The organism is Pseudomonas sp. G.S.17 (genome assembly GCF_038096165.1).
In the GTDB taxonomy this organism is placed as follows: domain Bacteria; phylum Pseudomonadota; class Gammaproteobacteria; order Pseudomonadales; family Pseudomonadaceae; genus Aquipseudomonas.
The window spans coordinates 3,598,181-3,614,313 of record NZ_CP151076.1; the positions used below are offsets into that span (position 1 = coordinate 3,598,181).

General features: G+C 59.4%; 13 protein-coding genes. 4 read left to right on the top strand and 9 right to left on the bottom strand.

From position 1 onward, the window contains the following. Window positions 1-27 precede the first annotated feature (27 nt). From AABC73_RS16975 to AABC73_RS16985, 3 genes are read right to left on the bottom strand one after another with little or no spacing between them, the layout of a single operon-like run. Complete coding sequence (locus tag AABC73_RS16975; RefSeq protein WP_341520175.1) at window positions 28-405, bottom strand: VOC family protein; 378 nt, start codon at window positions 403-405, stop codon at window positions 28-30. Then, entirely contained in the window at window positions 402-1,367 is a 966-nt protein-coding gene (locus AABC73_RS16980; RefSeq protein ID WP_341520176.1) for a hydroxymethylglutaryl-CoA lyase, read from the bottom strand. The genes AABC73_RS16975 and AABC73_RS16980 overlap by 4 nt, the downstream gene beginning before the upstream one ends. Window positions 1,368-1,384: 17 nt before the next feature. Then, window positions 1,385-2,575, bottom strand: a complete 1,191-nt coding sequence (locus AABC73_RS16985) for a CoA transferase (protein WP_341520177.1) — start codon at window positions 2,573-2,575, stop codon at window positions 1,385-1,387. A gap of 113 nt (window positions 2,576-2,688) precedes the next feature. On the opposite strand from AABC73_RS16985, the gene AABC73_RS16990 reads away from it, so the two are divergent. Further along, window positions 2,689-3,606, top strand: coding sequence for a LysR family transcriptional regulator (locus AABC73_RS16990; RefSeq protein ID WP_341520178.1), 918 nt, complete (start codon window positions 2,689-2,691; stop codon window positions 3,604-3,606). On the opposite strand, the gene AABC73_RS16995 is transcribed toward AABC73_RS16990, so the two are convergent. Then, window positions 3,593-4,318, bottom strand: a complete 726-nt coding sequence (locus tag AABC73_RS16995) for a GntR family transcriptional regulator (RefSeq protein ID WP_341520179.1) — start codon at window positions 4,316-4,318, stop codon at window positions 3,593-3,595. The two genes, AABC73_RS16990 and AABC73_RS16995, sit on opposite strands and share 14 nt — an antisense overlap. A gap of 153 nt (window positions 4,319-4,471) precedes the next feature. Between AABC73_RS16995 and AABC73_RS17000 the strand changes: the two genes are divergently transcribed. The 3 genes from AABC73_RS17000 (at window position 4,472) to AABC73_RS17010 (ending at window position 7,909) form a co-directional block, all read left to right on the top strand. Further along, complete coding sequence (locus AABC73_RS17000; protein ID WP_341520180.1) at window positions 4,472-5,683, top strand: aminotransferase class V-fold PLP-dependent enzyme; 1,212 nt, start codon at window positions 4,472-4,474, stop codon at window positions 5,681-5,683. Between the two features lie 107 nt (window positions 5,684-5,790). Then, a complete protein-coding gene (locus tag AABC73_RS17005) occupies window positions 5,791-7,089 on the top strand; it encodes an MFS transporter (protein WP_341520181.1) in 1,299 nt (432 codons plus the stop codon). Window positions 7,090-7,144: 55 nt separating this feature from the next. Beyond that, window positions 7,145-7,909, top strand: a complete 765-nt coding sequence (locus AABC73_RS17010; protein WP_341520182.1) for a 2-keto-4-pentenoate hydratase — start codon at window positions 7,145-7,147, stop codon at window positions 7,907-7,909. A 63-nt stretch (window positions 7,910-7,972) separates the two neighbouring features. Here AABC73_RS17010 and AABC73_RS17015 read toward each other — a convergent pair whose 3' ends face one another. The 5 genes from AABC73_RS17015 to AABC73_RS17035 all read right to left on the bottom strand — a co-directional run bounded on the left by AABC73_RS17015 (window position 7,973) and on the right by AABC73_RS17035 (window position 16,090). Next, window positions 7,973-9,649, bottom strand: a complete 1,677-nt coding sequence (locus AABC73_RS17015) for an NAD-dependent malic enzyme (RefSeq protein ID WP_341520183.1) — start codon at window positions 9,647-9,649, stop codon at window positions 7,973-7,975. Between the two features lie 686 nt (window positions 9,650-10,335). Beyond that, the gene (locus AABC73_RS17020; protein WP_341520184.1) at window positions 10,336-11,697 is read right to left on the bottom strand and encodes a cytochrome c; all 1,362 of its coding nucleotides are present in this window, start codon (window positions 11,695-11,697) and stop codon (window positions 10,336-10,338) included. Window positions 11,698-11,709: 12 nt separating this feature from the next. Further along, a complete protein-coding gene (locus AABC73_RS17025) occupies window positions 11,710-13,485 on the bottom strand; it encodes a GMC family oxidoreductase (RefSeq protein ID WP_020292495.1) in 1,776 nt (591 codons plus the stop codon). A 2-nt stretch (window positions 13,486-13,487) separates the two neighbouring features. Beyond that, on the bottom strand, window positions 13,488-14,231 hold the full coding sequence (locus AABC73_RS17030) for a gluconate 2-dehydrogenase subunit 3 family protein (RefSeq protein ID WP_331152396.1): 744 nt from the start codon (window positions 14,229-14,231) through the stop codon (window positions 13,488-13,490). Between the two features lie 176 nt (window positions 14,232-14,407). After that, a complete protein-coding gene (locus tag AABC73_RS17035; protein WP_341520185.1) occupies window positions 14,408-16,090 on the bottom strand; it encodes a methyl-accepting chemotaxis protein in 1,683 nt (560 codons plus the stop codon). Window positions 16,091-16,133: the final 43 nt, after the last annotated feature.

Below are 16,133 nucleotides of genomic sequence, written 5' to 3' on the forward strand. Positions count from 1 at the left end.
TGCACACTCTTGTTGTCAGGATGAAGGTCATGCCTTTTCGGCGATCTCGATCAGATTCAAATCAGGGTCACGGACGTACACCGACCGAATGGGCCCCGTCGCTCCGGTGCGTTGCACCGGCCCTTCCAGAATTGGCCAGCCCTGCGCGTTCAAGTGTTCGATCACGCGCTGCAGCCCGTGACTGGCGATCAGGCAGATATCCAGCGAGCCGGGCACCGGCAAGTGGGCCTTGGGTTCGATTTCATGGCCACGGACATGCACATTGATTTTTTGCTCGCCAAAATGAAACGCCAGCCGGCCATTGCCGAAAGTCTCCATACGCAGGGCCAGCACGCGGGTATAGAAGTCCTTGCAGGCATCGACATCGCAGGTCGTCAGTACCAGGTGGTCGAGATGGGCAATCATGAAATGCGCTCCGCTGAGTTCGAAGGCAGCTGTTTGCTGAGCGTATGGACGTGCTCCGGGATCGGATGGAGGTCCAGCCGACGACCTGCCTTGAGAATCTGACTTGGAGTTTCATGGCCGATCAGACCTGGCAGCAGCGCGGAAGCCGCCAACACCCGGTCCAGATCAAGACCCGTGTCATAACCCATCAGCTGGAGCATATGCACCAGGTCTTCTGTGCAGACGTTGCCGCTTGCGCCGGGTGCGTAAGGGCAACCGCCAAGACCGCCCAGCGATGAGTCAAAACGATCAATCCCGGCTTCCAGCGCACCCAGTGCGTTGGCCAGCGCCATGCCCCTGGTATTGTGGAAGTGCAAGGTCAATTGCAATTCAGGAAAGCGTTCGATAACCGCTCGGGAAAGTTCGCGGACCTGCGATGGAAAAGCCATCCCGGTGGTGTCGCACAATGTGACGCCGCGCACGCCCAGATTCGCGAAGCGATCAACCCAGCGCAGCACCTCGTCAGCGGCGACTTCACCCTGCATCGGGCAACCGAACACGGTGGAGAGCGAAACGTTGATGGCCACAGGACCTTGCCCGATCACGCCGATCACTTCGCTCAGCTGAGAAAAAGACTGTTCCCGGGTCATGCGCAGGTTGGAACGGTTATGCGGCTCGCTGACCGACATCACCAGGTTGGCTTCATCGATACCGCATCCAAGCGCGCGCTCGGCACCGCGAACGTTTGGAACCAGCACGGTGTATTCGACCCCGGGTTTACGGCTGATCCCGTGCATCACCGCTTCAGCATCACGCAACGACGGAATCGCCTTGGGCGAGGTAAAAGACGTGACCTCGATTTTCGCGTAACCGCATTCACTCAACTGGTTGATCAGGGTGATTTTGTCGGCGGTCTCAATAAATACCGCTTCGTTTTGAAAGCCGTCGCGGGTCGCGACTTCCTGCATGAAAAGCCGTTTCATGACGTTACCCTCAGGGTTCAAATGATGCCGCGGCTGCGCCAGTCGGCACGGGTGTCGGCGTCGACGCCGTGAGCTTCAAGCACCGAATCGGTGTGCTGTCCCAGGCTGGGCGCCGGGGTGCGCACCTGTCCGGGCGTGATCTGCAATTTCGGCACGATGCCGGGCAGCGTCACCGGGGTGCCATCGTCGAGCGTGCTTTGCAGCAACATGTCGCGTGCCAGGTAGTGGGGGTCGCTGGCTATATCCGCTGCGTCGTAGATCTTGCCCGCAGGAATTCGCGCTTCGTTAAGTGCCAGCAGCACTTCGTCGAGGGAGCGCTCAGCGGTCCAGGCCGATATCGCTGCGTCGATCCGCGCGACATGTTTGACGCGACCGTCGTTCTGCTCCAGCGCAGGATCAGCCGCCAGATCCGGGCGCTCAATCTTCTCCATCAAGCGGCGGTAGATGCTGTCACCGTTGCCGGCAATCAGCGCGAACTTCCCGTCATTGCAGCGATAGGCGTTGGTGGGAGCGATGCCCGGCAGGCTGCTGCCGGCGGGCTGGCGAATGCTCTGGAATACCGAATATTCCGGCATCAGGCTTTCCATCATGTTGAACACAGATTCGTATAGAGCGACGTCAACCTGCTGGCCGTTGCCGTGGTTTTGTTCACGATGACGCAACGCCAGGAGCACGCCGATGACGCCGTGCAGCGCTGCGAGAGAATCGCCGATGGAAACGCCGACCCTCACGGGGGTACGACCGGGCTCGCCGGAAAGGTGCCGCAAGCCACCCATTGCCTCACCGATGACGCCAAATCCCGGTCGGTCGCGGTATGGTCCTGTCTGGCCGTAGCCGGACACCCGCAGCATGATGAGCTTCGGGTTGAGTTCGTGCAGGGTTTCCCAACCCAGCCCCCAACCTTCCAGCGTCCCGGGCCGGAAGTTCTCGATCAGCACATCGGCGTCCTTGACGAGCCGCCGTACCATCTCTTGCGCTTCCACCTGGCGCAGATCCAGCGTGACCGACTGTTTGTTACGCGACTGCGCCGCCCACCACACTGAAGTGTCGTTATGAATGAGGCGCCACTTGCGCAATGGATCACCGGTCAGCGGCGGCTCGATCTTGATCACCTCGGCGCCGAACTCGGCGAGGATTTTCGCGGCGAAGGGGCCGGCAATCAGTTGCCCCATCTCGACTACTTTGATGCCATCCAGGGGTAGGCTCATGACGTTTCCGTTGTTGTTGGAAGTTGTGCCTGGATAGTCCCCCCAAAAACAGCTGATGAAAATTTCGCAATTCGCCACTACTCTTTCCATTCTGGAAACACGGCGGAGCCTTGATGATCAATCCCCTGCACATTGACCTGCTGTCCCTCAGGCTGCTGGTGGTCGCGGCAGATACCGGCAACCTGACCAAGGCCGCTGATCAAACCAACATGAGTGTTTCAGCGGCCAGCAAGCGATTGGCAGAACTGGAGCGCACGACGCAATGTGCGTTATTTGTCCGCCTGCCGCGCGGTCTGGCGCTGACGGCGGCTGGCCAGGGTATCGCCGAACATGCCCGGTTCATCCTGGAAGGCGTGCAGCGTATGGCCTGTGACGCCAGCGACTACGCGGTCGGGGTTCGCGGGCACGTGCGCCTGTTTGCCAACACCTCGGCGGTCATCCAGTTTTTACCCAACGACCTGGCCACCTTCCTGGCATCCAATCCCAATGTGCGGATTGGATTGGAGGAGGCCTTGAGCGATGCGATCATCCAGGCGGTCGCCGAAGGCAGCGCCGATATCGGTATCTTCGCCGACAACGCGCCTGCCGATGCGCTGCACAAACGGCCCTACCGTACAGACCAACTAGTCGCGCTGGTGCCCACTGATCATCCATTGGCGGCGCGGGAGAGCGTTGCGTTTGTGGACACGCTGGAATACGACTATGTGGCGCTCAATCAGGGCAGTTCATTGCTCAGGCGAATCAGCGACGCGGCGGTCAACGCTGGAAAAATGCTCAAGGTGCGCATTCAAGTGAGCAGTTTCGACGGCATCTGCCGAATGATCGAGGCAGGCCTGGGCATCGGAATTCTGCCGTTGGCATCGGTCCGGCCAGGCCTTCTTGGGCGCAAGCTGTGCGCCATCCCCCTGACTGATGAATGGGCGATCAGGACGCTGTTCGTGGGTGTGAGCAAAGACACGAAGCTTCCGCCGGAAGCTGCGAATCTGTTCGAATACCTGAGCCAGGTCGAACCGCTTTCTAACGGCGAATAGAGTCCGGATGCTCGGAATCGTCGCGCACCATCAGCATGATCGCGTCGCGTTTTTCCAGGAGATGGTGACGCAGAATGCTGCTCAAGCGCTTGCCGTCCCGCGCCTGCAAGGCCTCGATCATTTCTTCGTGATCGTGCAATGCCCTTTCCCACTTCGGCGCCTGTTGATTGGACAGGAAACGCAACGCATGAATACGCCGGTTCAGTGACAGATACACCTGGCGCAACGCCGAGTTGCGTGCCGCAAGGTTGATCAGGTCGTGAATCGCCCGGTTGCGCTGGTAGTAACCCGGCAGGTCGTTCTGATTCTTGCTGACCACCATGGCGTAGTGCAGCGCTTTGATCTCATCAAGCTCTTCAACTGTGATGCGTTCACAGGCCAGCTCGCCAGCGAAGGCTTCGATGCCGCTCATCAGTTCGAAGGTTTCGCGAATTTCCAGTTCCGACATGCGCGCAACACTGGCACCGCGATTCGGATTGATCTCGATAAGGCCTTCCACCGCGAGCACCTTGAGTGCCTCACGTAACGGTGTCCGGGAAATGCCCAAGGTTTCGCACAGTTCGCGCTCGTTGAGTTTCCTTCCGGGTGCCAGCACGCCCTCAGTGATAAAGCTGCGCAGGTGCTCCACGACCGTGTCGTGCAAGCGTTGGCGTTCGACCTTGACCATCGGCCGGGGACTGCCAAGCTCGACCAGACCCTCAATATTTTGCATGCAAAATCCTCATCTGCATCGCTTGAGTGCGATGCCTTATTCGATAACAGCCCAACTAATGCCGAATATTAGCCCAAATATGACGTTTGACACAGCAGAAAGGCGTGCTAACGTATTTTGAATTCAAAATACAAAAACAAGAAGGAGTCACTCATGCTGAAGCTTGATTACCATCCCGCCGGCCGTCACTTCCTGCAAATTCCTGGCCCGAGCCCGGTCCCGGACCGCATTTTGCGCGCCATGAGCTATCCCACCATCGACCACCGTGGCCCGGAGTTCGGCGAACTGGGTCTCAAAGTGCTGGACGGTATCAAACAGATTTTCAAGACCCGTCAGCCGGTGGTGATCTACCCCGCGTCCGGTACCGGAGCCTGGGAAGCAGCGCTGTGCAACACGCTGAGCTCAGGCGATCAGGTGCTGATGTTCGAAACCGGCCATTTCGCGACGCTCTGGCAGAAAATGGCCCTGAGCCTGGGCCTCAAACCGCAATTCATCGGCCATCCGGGCATCGAAGGCTGGCGCGGCGGTGTCGACGCGCAAATGATCGAAACGCACCTGCGCGCGGACAGCAGTCACGCCATCAAGGCAGTCTGCGTCGTGCATAACGAAACCAGTACCGGCGTTACCTCTGATATCGCTTCGGTGCGCAGGGCCATTGACGCCGCAGGTCACCCGGCGCTGCTGTTGGTGGACACCATTTCCGGCCTCGGCTCAGTCGACTACCGCCATGATGAATGGGGCGTGGATGTCACCGTGTCCGGCTCGCAAAAAGGCCTGATGCTGCCTCCGGGTATCAGCTTCAATGCGGTCTCCCCCAAAGCGCTGGAAGCCAGCAAAACCGCAGGCTTGCCCCGCAGCTTCTGGGCCTGGGACGAAATTATCGAAATGAACAAAACCGGCTACTGGCCGTACACCCCCAACACCAACCTGTTGTATGGCTTGTCCGAAGCTTTGGACATGATCCTTGGCGAAGGGCTGGACAATGTGTTCATCCGCCACAACCGTCTGGCCCACGCGTGCCGCACTGCGGTGAATGCCTGGGGCCTGGAAATCCAGTGCGCCGATCCGGCGGTGTACAGCCCGGTGCTGACTGGAGTAATGACCCCAGAAGGCATCGACGCCGATGCCGTGCGCAAGATCATCTACGAGCGCTTCGATATGTCGCTGGGAACCGGTCTGGGCAAGATGAAAGGCCGCATGTTCCGGATCGGCCATTTGGGCGACTGCAATGACCTGATGCTGATGGCAACCCTGACCGGCTGCGAAATGGGCCTGCAGATGGCCGGCATCAAGCTGCAATCCAGTGGTGTATTGGCGGCCATGGATTATCTGGGAGGGCAATCCGTACCGTTGCGGCGCGAATGATGTGAAAGGAGCTGCGATCACCCGAATATCGCAGCTCCTCGATGTGACTCAACTATCCCGAATCATCGCGTTGGTCAGCGATAACAATAAGAAACTGGAGATAGATCATGAAGTTTTTACGTCTGCGCCCCACCACGGCGGTGCTGTTCATGCTGTGCGCCATGTACTTCATTACTTACCTGGACCGCGTCAACGTCAGTACGGCGGCGGTCGGTTTCGGCAAGGAATTCAACCTCACCAAAACGGAGATTGGCATTGTCTTCTCCGCGTTTGCCTATCCCTACCTGGTCTTTCAAATCATCGGCGGCTGGGTCAGCGACCGGTTCGGTGCCAAACGCACGCTGATTGTCTGCGGACTGATCTGGGCCGGCGCGACCGTCTTGACCGGGCTGGCCGGCGGTTTTATCTCACTGATCGTGGCGCGGGTGCTGCTGGGACTTGGTGAAGGTGCCACCTTCCCGGCTGCCACGGCGGCGATGTCGCGCTGGGTACCCAAGGAAAAACGCGGCTTTGCTCAAGGCATCACCCATGCATTCGCCCGTCTTGGCAATGCGTTGGCCCCGGCGGCGATGATCGCTGTCATGGCCACTTATGGCTGGCGGGAATCGTTCTATGTCTGCGCCGGGATCAGCTTTGTCTGGGTCATGCTCTGGGCCCTGGTCTTCACTGAACTGCCAAAGGACCATCCGCGCATTTCGCAACAAGAGCTGGATGTGTTGCCGGCTCCCAAGGTGAAAAGCACCGTTCCGCTCGCTTGGGGACGACTGTTCAAGCGCATGGCGCCGGTGACCATCGTCTATTTCTGCTATGGCTGGACGTTGTGGCTGCTGCTCAGCTGGGTGCCGATGTACTTCATGAACATGGGCCTGGATCTGAAAAACACCGCCATTTTCTCCTCGACGGTGTTCTTCGGTGGCGTGGTCGGCGATACCTTGGGCGGCATTGTCAGTGATCGCATCTACACCCGCACCAAAGACCTCAACAAGGCACGCAGCCGCATGGTTGCCATCTGCCTGACGCTGACGCTGATTTCCCTGATCCCGTTGATGTTTACCAAGGACATGCATGTGTCCCTGGCCTGTCTGGCCATCGGCTTTTTCTTCTCCGAGATGACGATTGGGCCAATGTGGGCCATCCCGATGGACATTGCGCCCGATCATTGCGGTACGGCCAGTGGCATGATGAACACCGGCTCGGCCATGGCCGCGATTGTCAGCCCCGTGGCAGCAGGATTGTTGATCGACAAATTCGGCAACTGGCAGCTACCCTTCCTGGTCAGCATCGTGCTGCTGGCGATTGGGGTGATTCTGTCCTTCCGCATGAAGCCGCAGAACAAATTCGAGTACGCGAAACCTGCGGCCACGCGAACGCCCGATCCGCAAGCTTCGACCATCATCAGCAAATAACCGGTAGCCAGCCTCCGCCTGCGGGCGGGGGGCTGGACGCAATTGGAGCGACCCCTTGAACTCAGCAACCTCACCTTCGCGCCTGGCGCAATTGCTTGTCGATGCACACCGAGAACACAGCCCATTGGGCGAATTCGACGCTGACCTGCAGCCAACTGACAAGGACGCTGCCTACCAGATCCAGCAGGACGTCCTTCACTTGCGTGGCGTGACGCCTGGCGGCTGGAAGATCGGCTCGAAATCCCATACCGGTCCGATTCAGGGATCGCCGCTGCCACAGAACTGCCTGTTCGCCTCGGCCAGCGAGTTTGATCGCGCCGGTTACCCGCAGGTGGGCCTGGAACTGGAAGTCGCCTTTCGCTTCAATCGCGCGTTCACCCCGCGCGACGAGGCTTACAGCGACGATGAGGTCATGGCGGGGATTGGCGAAATGGCCGCGACCATTGAACTGGTCTCCAGCCGTTTTGCTGCCTGGCCGAAAATCGAACCGCTGACTCAGCTGGCCGACCTGCTCAATCACGGCGCATTGATCGTCGGCGAATTTGTGCCTTACCAAGACGGCTTCGATTTCGTTAATCCAACCCTTGAGCTGACGCTGAACGGCGCCAGTATCGTGCCGTCGGCGGTCGCAAATCCGGCGGGTGATCCGCGTCGCTTGCTGGCGTGGCTAGTCAATCATCACACCGGCCAAGGGTTGACCGTGCCCAAGGAATTCGTGATCACCACCGGTTCCTACACCGGGATATTTTTCGCTGAAAGTGCCGGGAAAGTCAGCGGCAAAATCCTCGGTTTGCCGGCGATTTCCCTGACGCTGGTGTAGCGGCTCATAGCTTGTCGATACAAAAATCCCGCCAATCCGGCGGGATTTTTTATGCCTCGGAGTTTACTCCGGGCGACGCTCGTAGTTCCGATAGACCGGATACCAGAAATGCTCATCGATGGCGTCTCGCAGCGCTTGCTCAGACGCGGGCTCGGCGACCAGATCGCGCTGCGCAGCCAAACCCACCGCCAGGGCAATACGCTTGCTCACCGCCTGGACATCCCGCAACGGCGGCAACATCTGCCCTGCCCCGGCGCTGTCGGCGAGTGCCTGGGCCGAAGCCATGAGCATGCCGTCGGTAATCCGCGTTGCCTTGCTGGCAATCGCGCCCAGGCCAATGCCGGGGAAGATGTAGGAGTTGTTGCACTGCGCGATGGGGAAGGTTTTGCCAAACAGCTCGATAGGCAGAAACGGGCTGCCGGTAGCGACCAGCGCCTTCCCGTCGGTCCATTGCAGGATGTCTTTGGGATGGGCTTCGATCTGCGACGTCGGGTTGGACAGCGGCATGATGATCGGCTGCGCACAATGCGCATGCATGGTCTGGATGATCGGCTGGGTGAACAAACCGGCCTTGCCTGACACGCCAATCAACACCGTGGGTTTGGCATTGCTCACAACGTCCTGCAGCGACGGCCAGTCTGCGTCGAAATCCCATTGCGCCAGCGACTCGCTGGAATGCGCCAGGCGTTGCTGGAAATCATAAAGATCCGGCTGGCGATCGGTCAGCAAGCCTTTGCTGTTGAGCAGGAATACCTGGCTGCGCGCCTGGGCTTCGCTCAAGCCTTCCAATTGCATCGCCGCAATGATCTGCTCGGCAATCCCGCATCCTGCGGAGCCGGCACCTACAAATGCAACGGTCTGGTCCGACAGACGCTGACCCTTGACCTTACAGGCCGCAAGCAAAGTACCTACGGTGACAGCGGCAGTGCCCTGAATATCGTCGTTGAAGCAACACAACTGGTCGCGATAACGCGCCAACAGCGGCATGGCATTGGTCAGGGCAAAGTCTTCGAATTGCAGAATCGCCTCAGGCCAGCGGCGCTGAACGCCCTCGACAAACGCCTGAAGGAAAGCATCATATTCAGCGCCGCGAATGCGCTGTTCCCGGCGTCCGAAGTACAACGGATCAGCCAGCAAACCCGGATTATTGGTGCCCACATCCAGCACCACCGGCAAGGTGTAGGCCGGACTGATCCCACCGCAAGCGGTATACAACGACAGCTTGCCGATAGGAATGCCCATGCCACCAACACCCTGATCGCCAAGCCCCAGAATGCGCTCGCAATCACTGACGACGATGACTTTTACATGGTCCTTGGTGACATTGTTGAGGATCTCGTCGATGCGGTCGCCGTCGGCAATACTGATGAACAAGCCGCGATGACTGCGATAGATCCGCGAGAATTCCTGGCAGGCCTTGCCCACCGTCGGCGTGTAGATAATCGGCAGCATTTCATCGAGATGCTCGTCGACCAGGCGGAAGAACAGGGTTTCATTGAAATCCTGGATCGAGCGCAGCAGAACATGCTTGTCCAGATCGGTCGGGCATCCCTGGAACTGGTGATAAGCGCGCTGGACTTGTTGCTCGATAGTTTCAATCTGCTGTGGCAGCAGGCCTTGCAAATGCAACGTGTCGCGCTCGTGCTGGGTAAACGCCGTGCCCTTGTTCAGCAGGGGCGTACCGAGCAACGTCGGACCAACAAAAGGGACTAATAGGGCTTGATCGGTGGAATCACTCATTTCAATCTCCTGCGTCGTTTTTGTATTTTGAATTCAATATACACCGATGAATTCGGATTGAAAGATGACGTGCAGCAGAGAAGATAGTCAGGTTTCGAAATAATGGGCGGATGTGCCTACCGATTCGCGGGCAAGCCTCGCTCCAACGGGATCGCTCGGTCTTTTGATGTTCGCTTTTCCGTGCCGCGATCTGGAAAACACCGCCAAACGCGCGTCGGGAGGCCGAGTGGAGGTGTCGTGGTGGGGTGCACTCGGCATGGATGCCGAGCGAGCGCCGTTGGGCCATGGATGGCCCGTCGGCGCGTCGCCCCACCACGGCACCGGAAGGAGGGAACCGCTGCGAAGCAGGGGCCGGACGTCAGCGCATAATGGTTTCCCCCCTTTGCCGTAACAAAGGGGGTCGACCGTCAGGGCGAAACCGAGATTAAGCCGCAACGCGCATGCTGTTGGTGCCACTCGATTCGACACGCAGCGCCAGAAAAATGCTGCCTGACCGATGTCTGTTGACAACATACAACAGCAAACCAGGTCGCGAAGGGCTTCTTCGGTTTCGAAATAATGGGCGGATGTGCCTACCGATTCGCGGGCAAGCCTCGCTCCAACGGGTCAAGGCGGTTCGCAAAACCCGGCAGAGGCCGGGCCAACACATTGCACGTCAGCCCAGCCTGTCGGTTACCGCTACAACCTTACGGCTTGGCGATGTCCGTGCGCGACACCGCTGGCGACTCCTTCGGCAGCGTGTCCCGCAGCTGCTTGACCTGCACCGCATTCACCGCCGGCGCCTGATTACCCCAGCTGCTGCGGATGAAGGTCAGCAGTTGCGCCACCTCTTCGTCCGACATACGCCAGGCGAAACCCGGCATACCCAGTTCCGAAGGTGCAGTCGCGGTCGCGGGCAACTTGCTGCCTGCCAGGACCAGACGAATCATCGACACCGGATCTTCCGAAAGCACCGAGGAGTTGCCGGCAATTTTCGGGAAGACTCGCTCGTAACCCTGACCGTTGGTGCGGTGGCAGGCGGAGCAGTTGTCGACGTACAGCTCGGCGCCACGACTGCCCTCTTCCCCGGCAGCCAATGCTTTGGCGGTAGCTGGATCGGCCTTGAAGCTCGACACCTGACGATCGCTGGCTGGCAGCGTTTTCAGGTAAGCGGCCACCGCTTGCAGGTCGCCATCGTTGAGGTGCTGGGTGCTATGAACTACCACGTCGCCCATTGCGCCACCCAATACCGCATGGGTCGAGCTGCGTGCGCTGCGCAGTGTCGCGACGATATCCGCGGCGCTCCAGTTGCCCAGGCCGTCCGCTGGATTGCCGCGCAGGTTGACCGCCAGCCAGCCATCAATCACCGGCCCGCCTGACAGGTAAAGCGGACTTGACTCATCCAGCGCCTTTTCCTGCAAGGTCACCGCACGCGGCGTGTGGCAACTGCCGCAATGCCCAAGGCCTTGAACCAGATAGGCACCGCGTGCCACCTGGGAGTCCTTGTAGCCGTCGGCCTTGAATGCCACGGCATCAGGCACCGGCGCGAACACCTTGCGCCAGATCGCCAGCGGCCAGCGCATCGACAATGGCCACGCGACATCGTTGGCGCGGTTTTCGGCATTGACCGGCGCGACGCCATGCATGAAGTACGCGTACAGCGCCCGCAAGTCGTCGTCACTGATCTTCGCGTAGGCCGGATAAGGCATTGCTGGATACAGGCTGCTGCCATTGGCCGCGATGCCGTGACGAATCGCGCGGTCAAAATCATCCAGCGAGTAAGCGCCAATGCCGGAGGCCTTGTCGGGCGTGATATTGCTGCTGTACAGCGTGCCAATCGGCGAGGCAATCGGCAGGCCACCGGCGAACGGCTGACCACCTTTGGCCGTGTGACAAGCCGTGCAATCGCCCGCATCCGCCAGGTAACGGCCCTTCTCGATCAACGCCGCCTGCTGCGCTTCAGGTGCAGCCTGCAGCGCACGGGTGTGCGTCGGCCAGAACGCGAACGCCAACAACACAACCAGCACCACGACGCCCAGTCCAACCAGACTCAGGAGAAACTTTTTCATGGGTTTCGCTCCTTATGCCTGAACCAGCGGGCCGGGGTTTTTCAGGTACTGCTCGCGAATGGCCTTGGCAGACCAGTACGCCAGCGCACCCACCATTCCGGTCGGGTTATAGCCGTTGTTTTGCGGAAACGCGTTGGCACCGATGGCAAACACGTTATGCACGTCCCAGGATTGCAGATACCGGTTCAACGCCGAGGTCTTCGGGTCGCTGCCCATGATCGCGCCGCCACAGGTATGGGTGCTCTGGTACTTGGTGATGTTGTAATGCTCGCCCGGTTTCTTCGCGTCGCCGGCAACGGCAGTCGGGTTGAGGATTTTCGACATTTCCAGCGCCTTGCCTACCAGGAATTGCGAAGCCTTGATTTCATTGTCGTGCCAGTCGAAGTTCATCCGCAGCAGTGGCCGTCCGAAGCCGTCCTTGTAGGTCGGATCAAGGCTCAAGTAATGCTGACGGTACGACATGCATGCGCCCTGCACTTCGAAATAGAACGAGTGACGGAACGCATCGCTGGCCGCCTGTTTCCACTGCGTGCCCCAGGCTGGGGTGCCCGGCGGTACGTTGATCCCGCGCACCGGACCGGCACCTGGCTGACGGGCCCAGATGATACCGCCACCGACAAAACCGGCCTTGGCATTGTCCAGTTGATTGCCGTTGAGATTGTCCATGGTCGTGCCCGCGCCACCGATACCGATGAACTGGTTGGCTTGCACTTCCTTGCCGAAAAACAGCACCACGCGATTGAGGTTCTGGTACGAGTAATTGCGGCCGATGGTGCCTTCGCCAGTCTGCGGGTCGTAGGGTTTGCCGATACCCGAGAGCAGCATCAGATGCACGTTGAACAGGGAAAATGCGCAGAGCAGGACCAGATCGGCCTGCTGCTCGACTTCAGAGCCCTGGGCATCCAGATAAGTAACGCCGGTCGCCTTCTTGCCATCGCTGTCGAGATTGACTTTCAGGACCTGCGCATTGGTGCGCAAGTCGAAGTTCTTGCGCTGGCGCAGCACGGGCAGAATGCTGATGTTCGGGCTGGCCTTGGAGTAGTTCAGGCAACCGTAATCGCTGCAGAACCCGCAGGCGTTGCACGGCCCCATTTGGCAGCCATAGGGATTGACGTAAGGCGCCGATGCGTTGGACGCCGGGATCGGATACGGGTCCCAGCCCATCTCGCGAGCCGCGCCGTAAAACATTTCAGCGCCGAGATAATTAGGGTTCGGACCCAGCGGGAATTCACGCGAGCGCGAGCCTTCAAACGGGTTGCCGCCCAGCTGTTTGGCGCCTTGAATCACACCGGCCTTGCCGGAAGTGCCGCACACGTATTCGAAGTGATCGAAATGCGGTTCAAGGTCTTCGTAGGTGACCGGGAAATCCTGGATGGTCATGTCGCTGGGAATGAACTTCGCGCCATAACGCTGCTCGACATTGCTGCGCAGCTTGAAGTCTTCCGGCAACGCGCGGAAGTGACAGCCAGACCAGTGACTGCCCGCGCCGCCCACACCGGTGCCCGGTTTGAACGAACCCATCTGCCGATACGGCACGGCGGTGGACGTCAGGTTATGCCGCGCAGTGACGGTTTCCTGGGACAGGCTTTGCAGATAGCGGCGGTGCACCGAACCTTCGAGTTCATCGACGACTTTCGGATAGGCAAAATCAGGTTGCGTGTCACGATCAGCGCCGCGTTCCAGCACCACGACCGTAAGACCGGCATCGGTGAGTTCCTTGGCCATGATCGCCCCGGTCCAGCCCATGCCGACAATCACTGCGTCTACTTTTGGTTTAACGTTCGCCATGCTCAACCCCTCCGCCCGGCCAGATCGACCGGGGGCAGCGGGTACGGCTTGTCACGCACCGTCACCCAATCCATGTAATCGGCGCGCATGCCGGGATAACCGATCATTTTCCACGCGCCCATGTTTTTGTTGCCGCCGTGTGAAGGGTCGGCGAAGTAGCCGTTACGCACTTCGTTGAGCAAATTGGTGAAGAACAACTTCGAAGAAATGTCCTCCAGCACCAGCTTGCCGCTCTCGGCATTCTTCAGCAGTTCTTCCTGCTGGGCTGTCGTCAGCTGGGCGAAGGTCTTGCCGGAAAAGGCTGTCTTGCAGCTGGCGTCAAAGGCCTTGATGCCAACGCGCAAGGTTTCGCGCAGCGTCAGGCGGCCCTGGTAACCGAATTCCGGGGCGGCCTGGATGAACGGGCCCTGCATGTACCAGATGCCGCCGTTGGCATAGGGCGTCTGCATGTGGCGGTCGAGAAACTCCGGCACGCCCAGTTCGACGGCGCCGGGACCCACCTGGTCGGACGGGATCAAACGGTCGCAGGCGGCGATCAGGAACGCCCATTCTTCGGGTGTGAAAAACGTGGGTTTGTAATCGCTGGTTTTGACTGCCAGCGACGTGCCTGACTGAGCGTCACTCGCGGGAGTCTGGGCGAAGGCTGAGCTGGGAAGGCCAGCACTGGCCAGGGTTACAACGGGGATCAGCGTCAACGACTTACGCAAAAAATCGCGACGGCCTGGGGAGGTATCGTTATCGGACATCGGTTACTCACTCCTGGGTCTAAACACGGGCGTATCTGGTGTTTCTGATTTTTTTATAAGTTGCCGCGTGGGCGGCAACTGGATTGCTGCCTAATAATGATCAAGCTAACTAATCAGGCATGACTAAAACAGTTATTGCCGCCTGTTGCCAGGCAAGCGGCAACTTAAACGTTTCATCAGATCTTGAATTGGCGAACCAGGCTGGCGAGGTTAGTGCCCAGCGATGACACTTCGCGCATGGTGCGTGCGCTCTGCTCGGTTTCGTCGGCAAGGCTTTCCACCGCACCGGCGATCTGATGCACACTGCGGTTGATCTCTTCGGCGACCGACGTCTGCTCTTCCGCTGCGCTGGCAATCTGCGCGTTCATTGCGTTGATCGTGCCGATCAGGCCCGAGATCGAATCCAGTGACGCGCCGACCGCATTGGTCTGCTGATTGGCACCCTCGCCTGCTTCGGTTGAACGCTGCATGGCGGCGACCGAAGCCGTAGTACCCGCCTCAAGGCGGGTAATCATGCCCTGGATTTCCTGGGTGCTCTGCTGGGTACGACTGGCCAGCGCGCGCACTTCATCGGCAACTACCGCAAAGCCACGACCGGCTTCACCGGCCCGTGCCGCTTCGATTGCGGCGTTAAGCGCCAGCAGATTGGTCTGATCGGCGATGGAGCGAATCACGTCCAGCACCGAAACAATGGAGCGCACGTCTTGTTGCAGGCTGTCGAGGCTGGTGCCGCTCGACCGAATATCAGAAACCAACGCGCTCACGCCGAGAATATTGTTGCCCACGACTTTGCGCGCGGCATGCCCTTGCTGATCGGTCTCAGCGGCAGCTTCTGCGGCACGCTGGGCGCTCGTCGCGACTTCCTGGGCAGCGGACGACATTTCGTTGATGGCAGTTGCGACCTGATCGGTCTCGTTGCGCTGGCGCTGCATGGCTTGCTCGGAGCGCAAGGTCTGCTGCGTCGCCTGGACCACTAGGCCGTCCAGCTCGGTAGTCATCTGCGCCACCTGACGGACCATGGCGTGGATTTTGTCGACGAAACGGTTGAATGACGCGGCGAGATCGCCCAACTCGTCGCTGCTGGTGATGACCAGGCGATGCGTGAGATCGCCGTCGCCCGCCGCGATGTCATCCAGATTGGTCTTGAGCATGCGCAGTGGACGCACCACACCGTTGGCGGTCCAGATACCCGCCGCGGCAGTCACCAGCAACAACACCAGGGTCACGAGGAAGATGCTACCGAGCAGGTTGCGGGTGCGCTCGGTAACCGCGGCCTGCTCCACGAGCATGGCGGCATCGATGTCATCCATGTTTATGGCGCTGCCGAGCACCATGTCCCACTTTTCCAGGTAGACCGTATAGCCCAGCTTGGGAACCTGGACAGTCTCCTGGCCAGGTTTGGGCGCAGCGTAATCGACGTAGTGCTTACCGTTTTTAGCCACTTCCACAAACGTCTGGTAGTGGTAGGAACCGTCGGGATCCTTGGTGTCCCAGAAACTCTTGCCTACACCAGCTGTACTGTCGCCACGGAAGATACGCACGCCTTTGCCGTCGTAGCCGAAGAAGTAACCTTCGTCCCCGAACTTGACCGGCTTCAGAATATCCAGCGCCTTGTCCCGCGCAGCCATATCGCCATTCGCCGACGCATCATGCAGAGGCTTGATGGTGGTCAGCGCGATGTCCACGTAGTTCTTCAGGATTTCGCGATTGCGCTTGACCAGGCTGTCGCGGGTTTCAAGCATTTCCTGATCGGCGCTGCTCTGTAACATCCACGATGCAAGGCCGCTGATGATCAACGCGAACAACAAAGCGGGGACGATGGCTAAGCACAGCAACTTGTGTTTGACGGTGAGTTTCATGAACTGGATGCCCTCCTGGTTAGTGTGGTTTTTGAGAGTATCG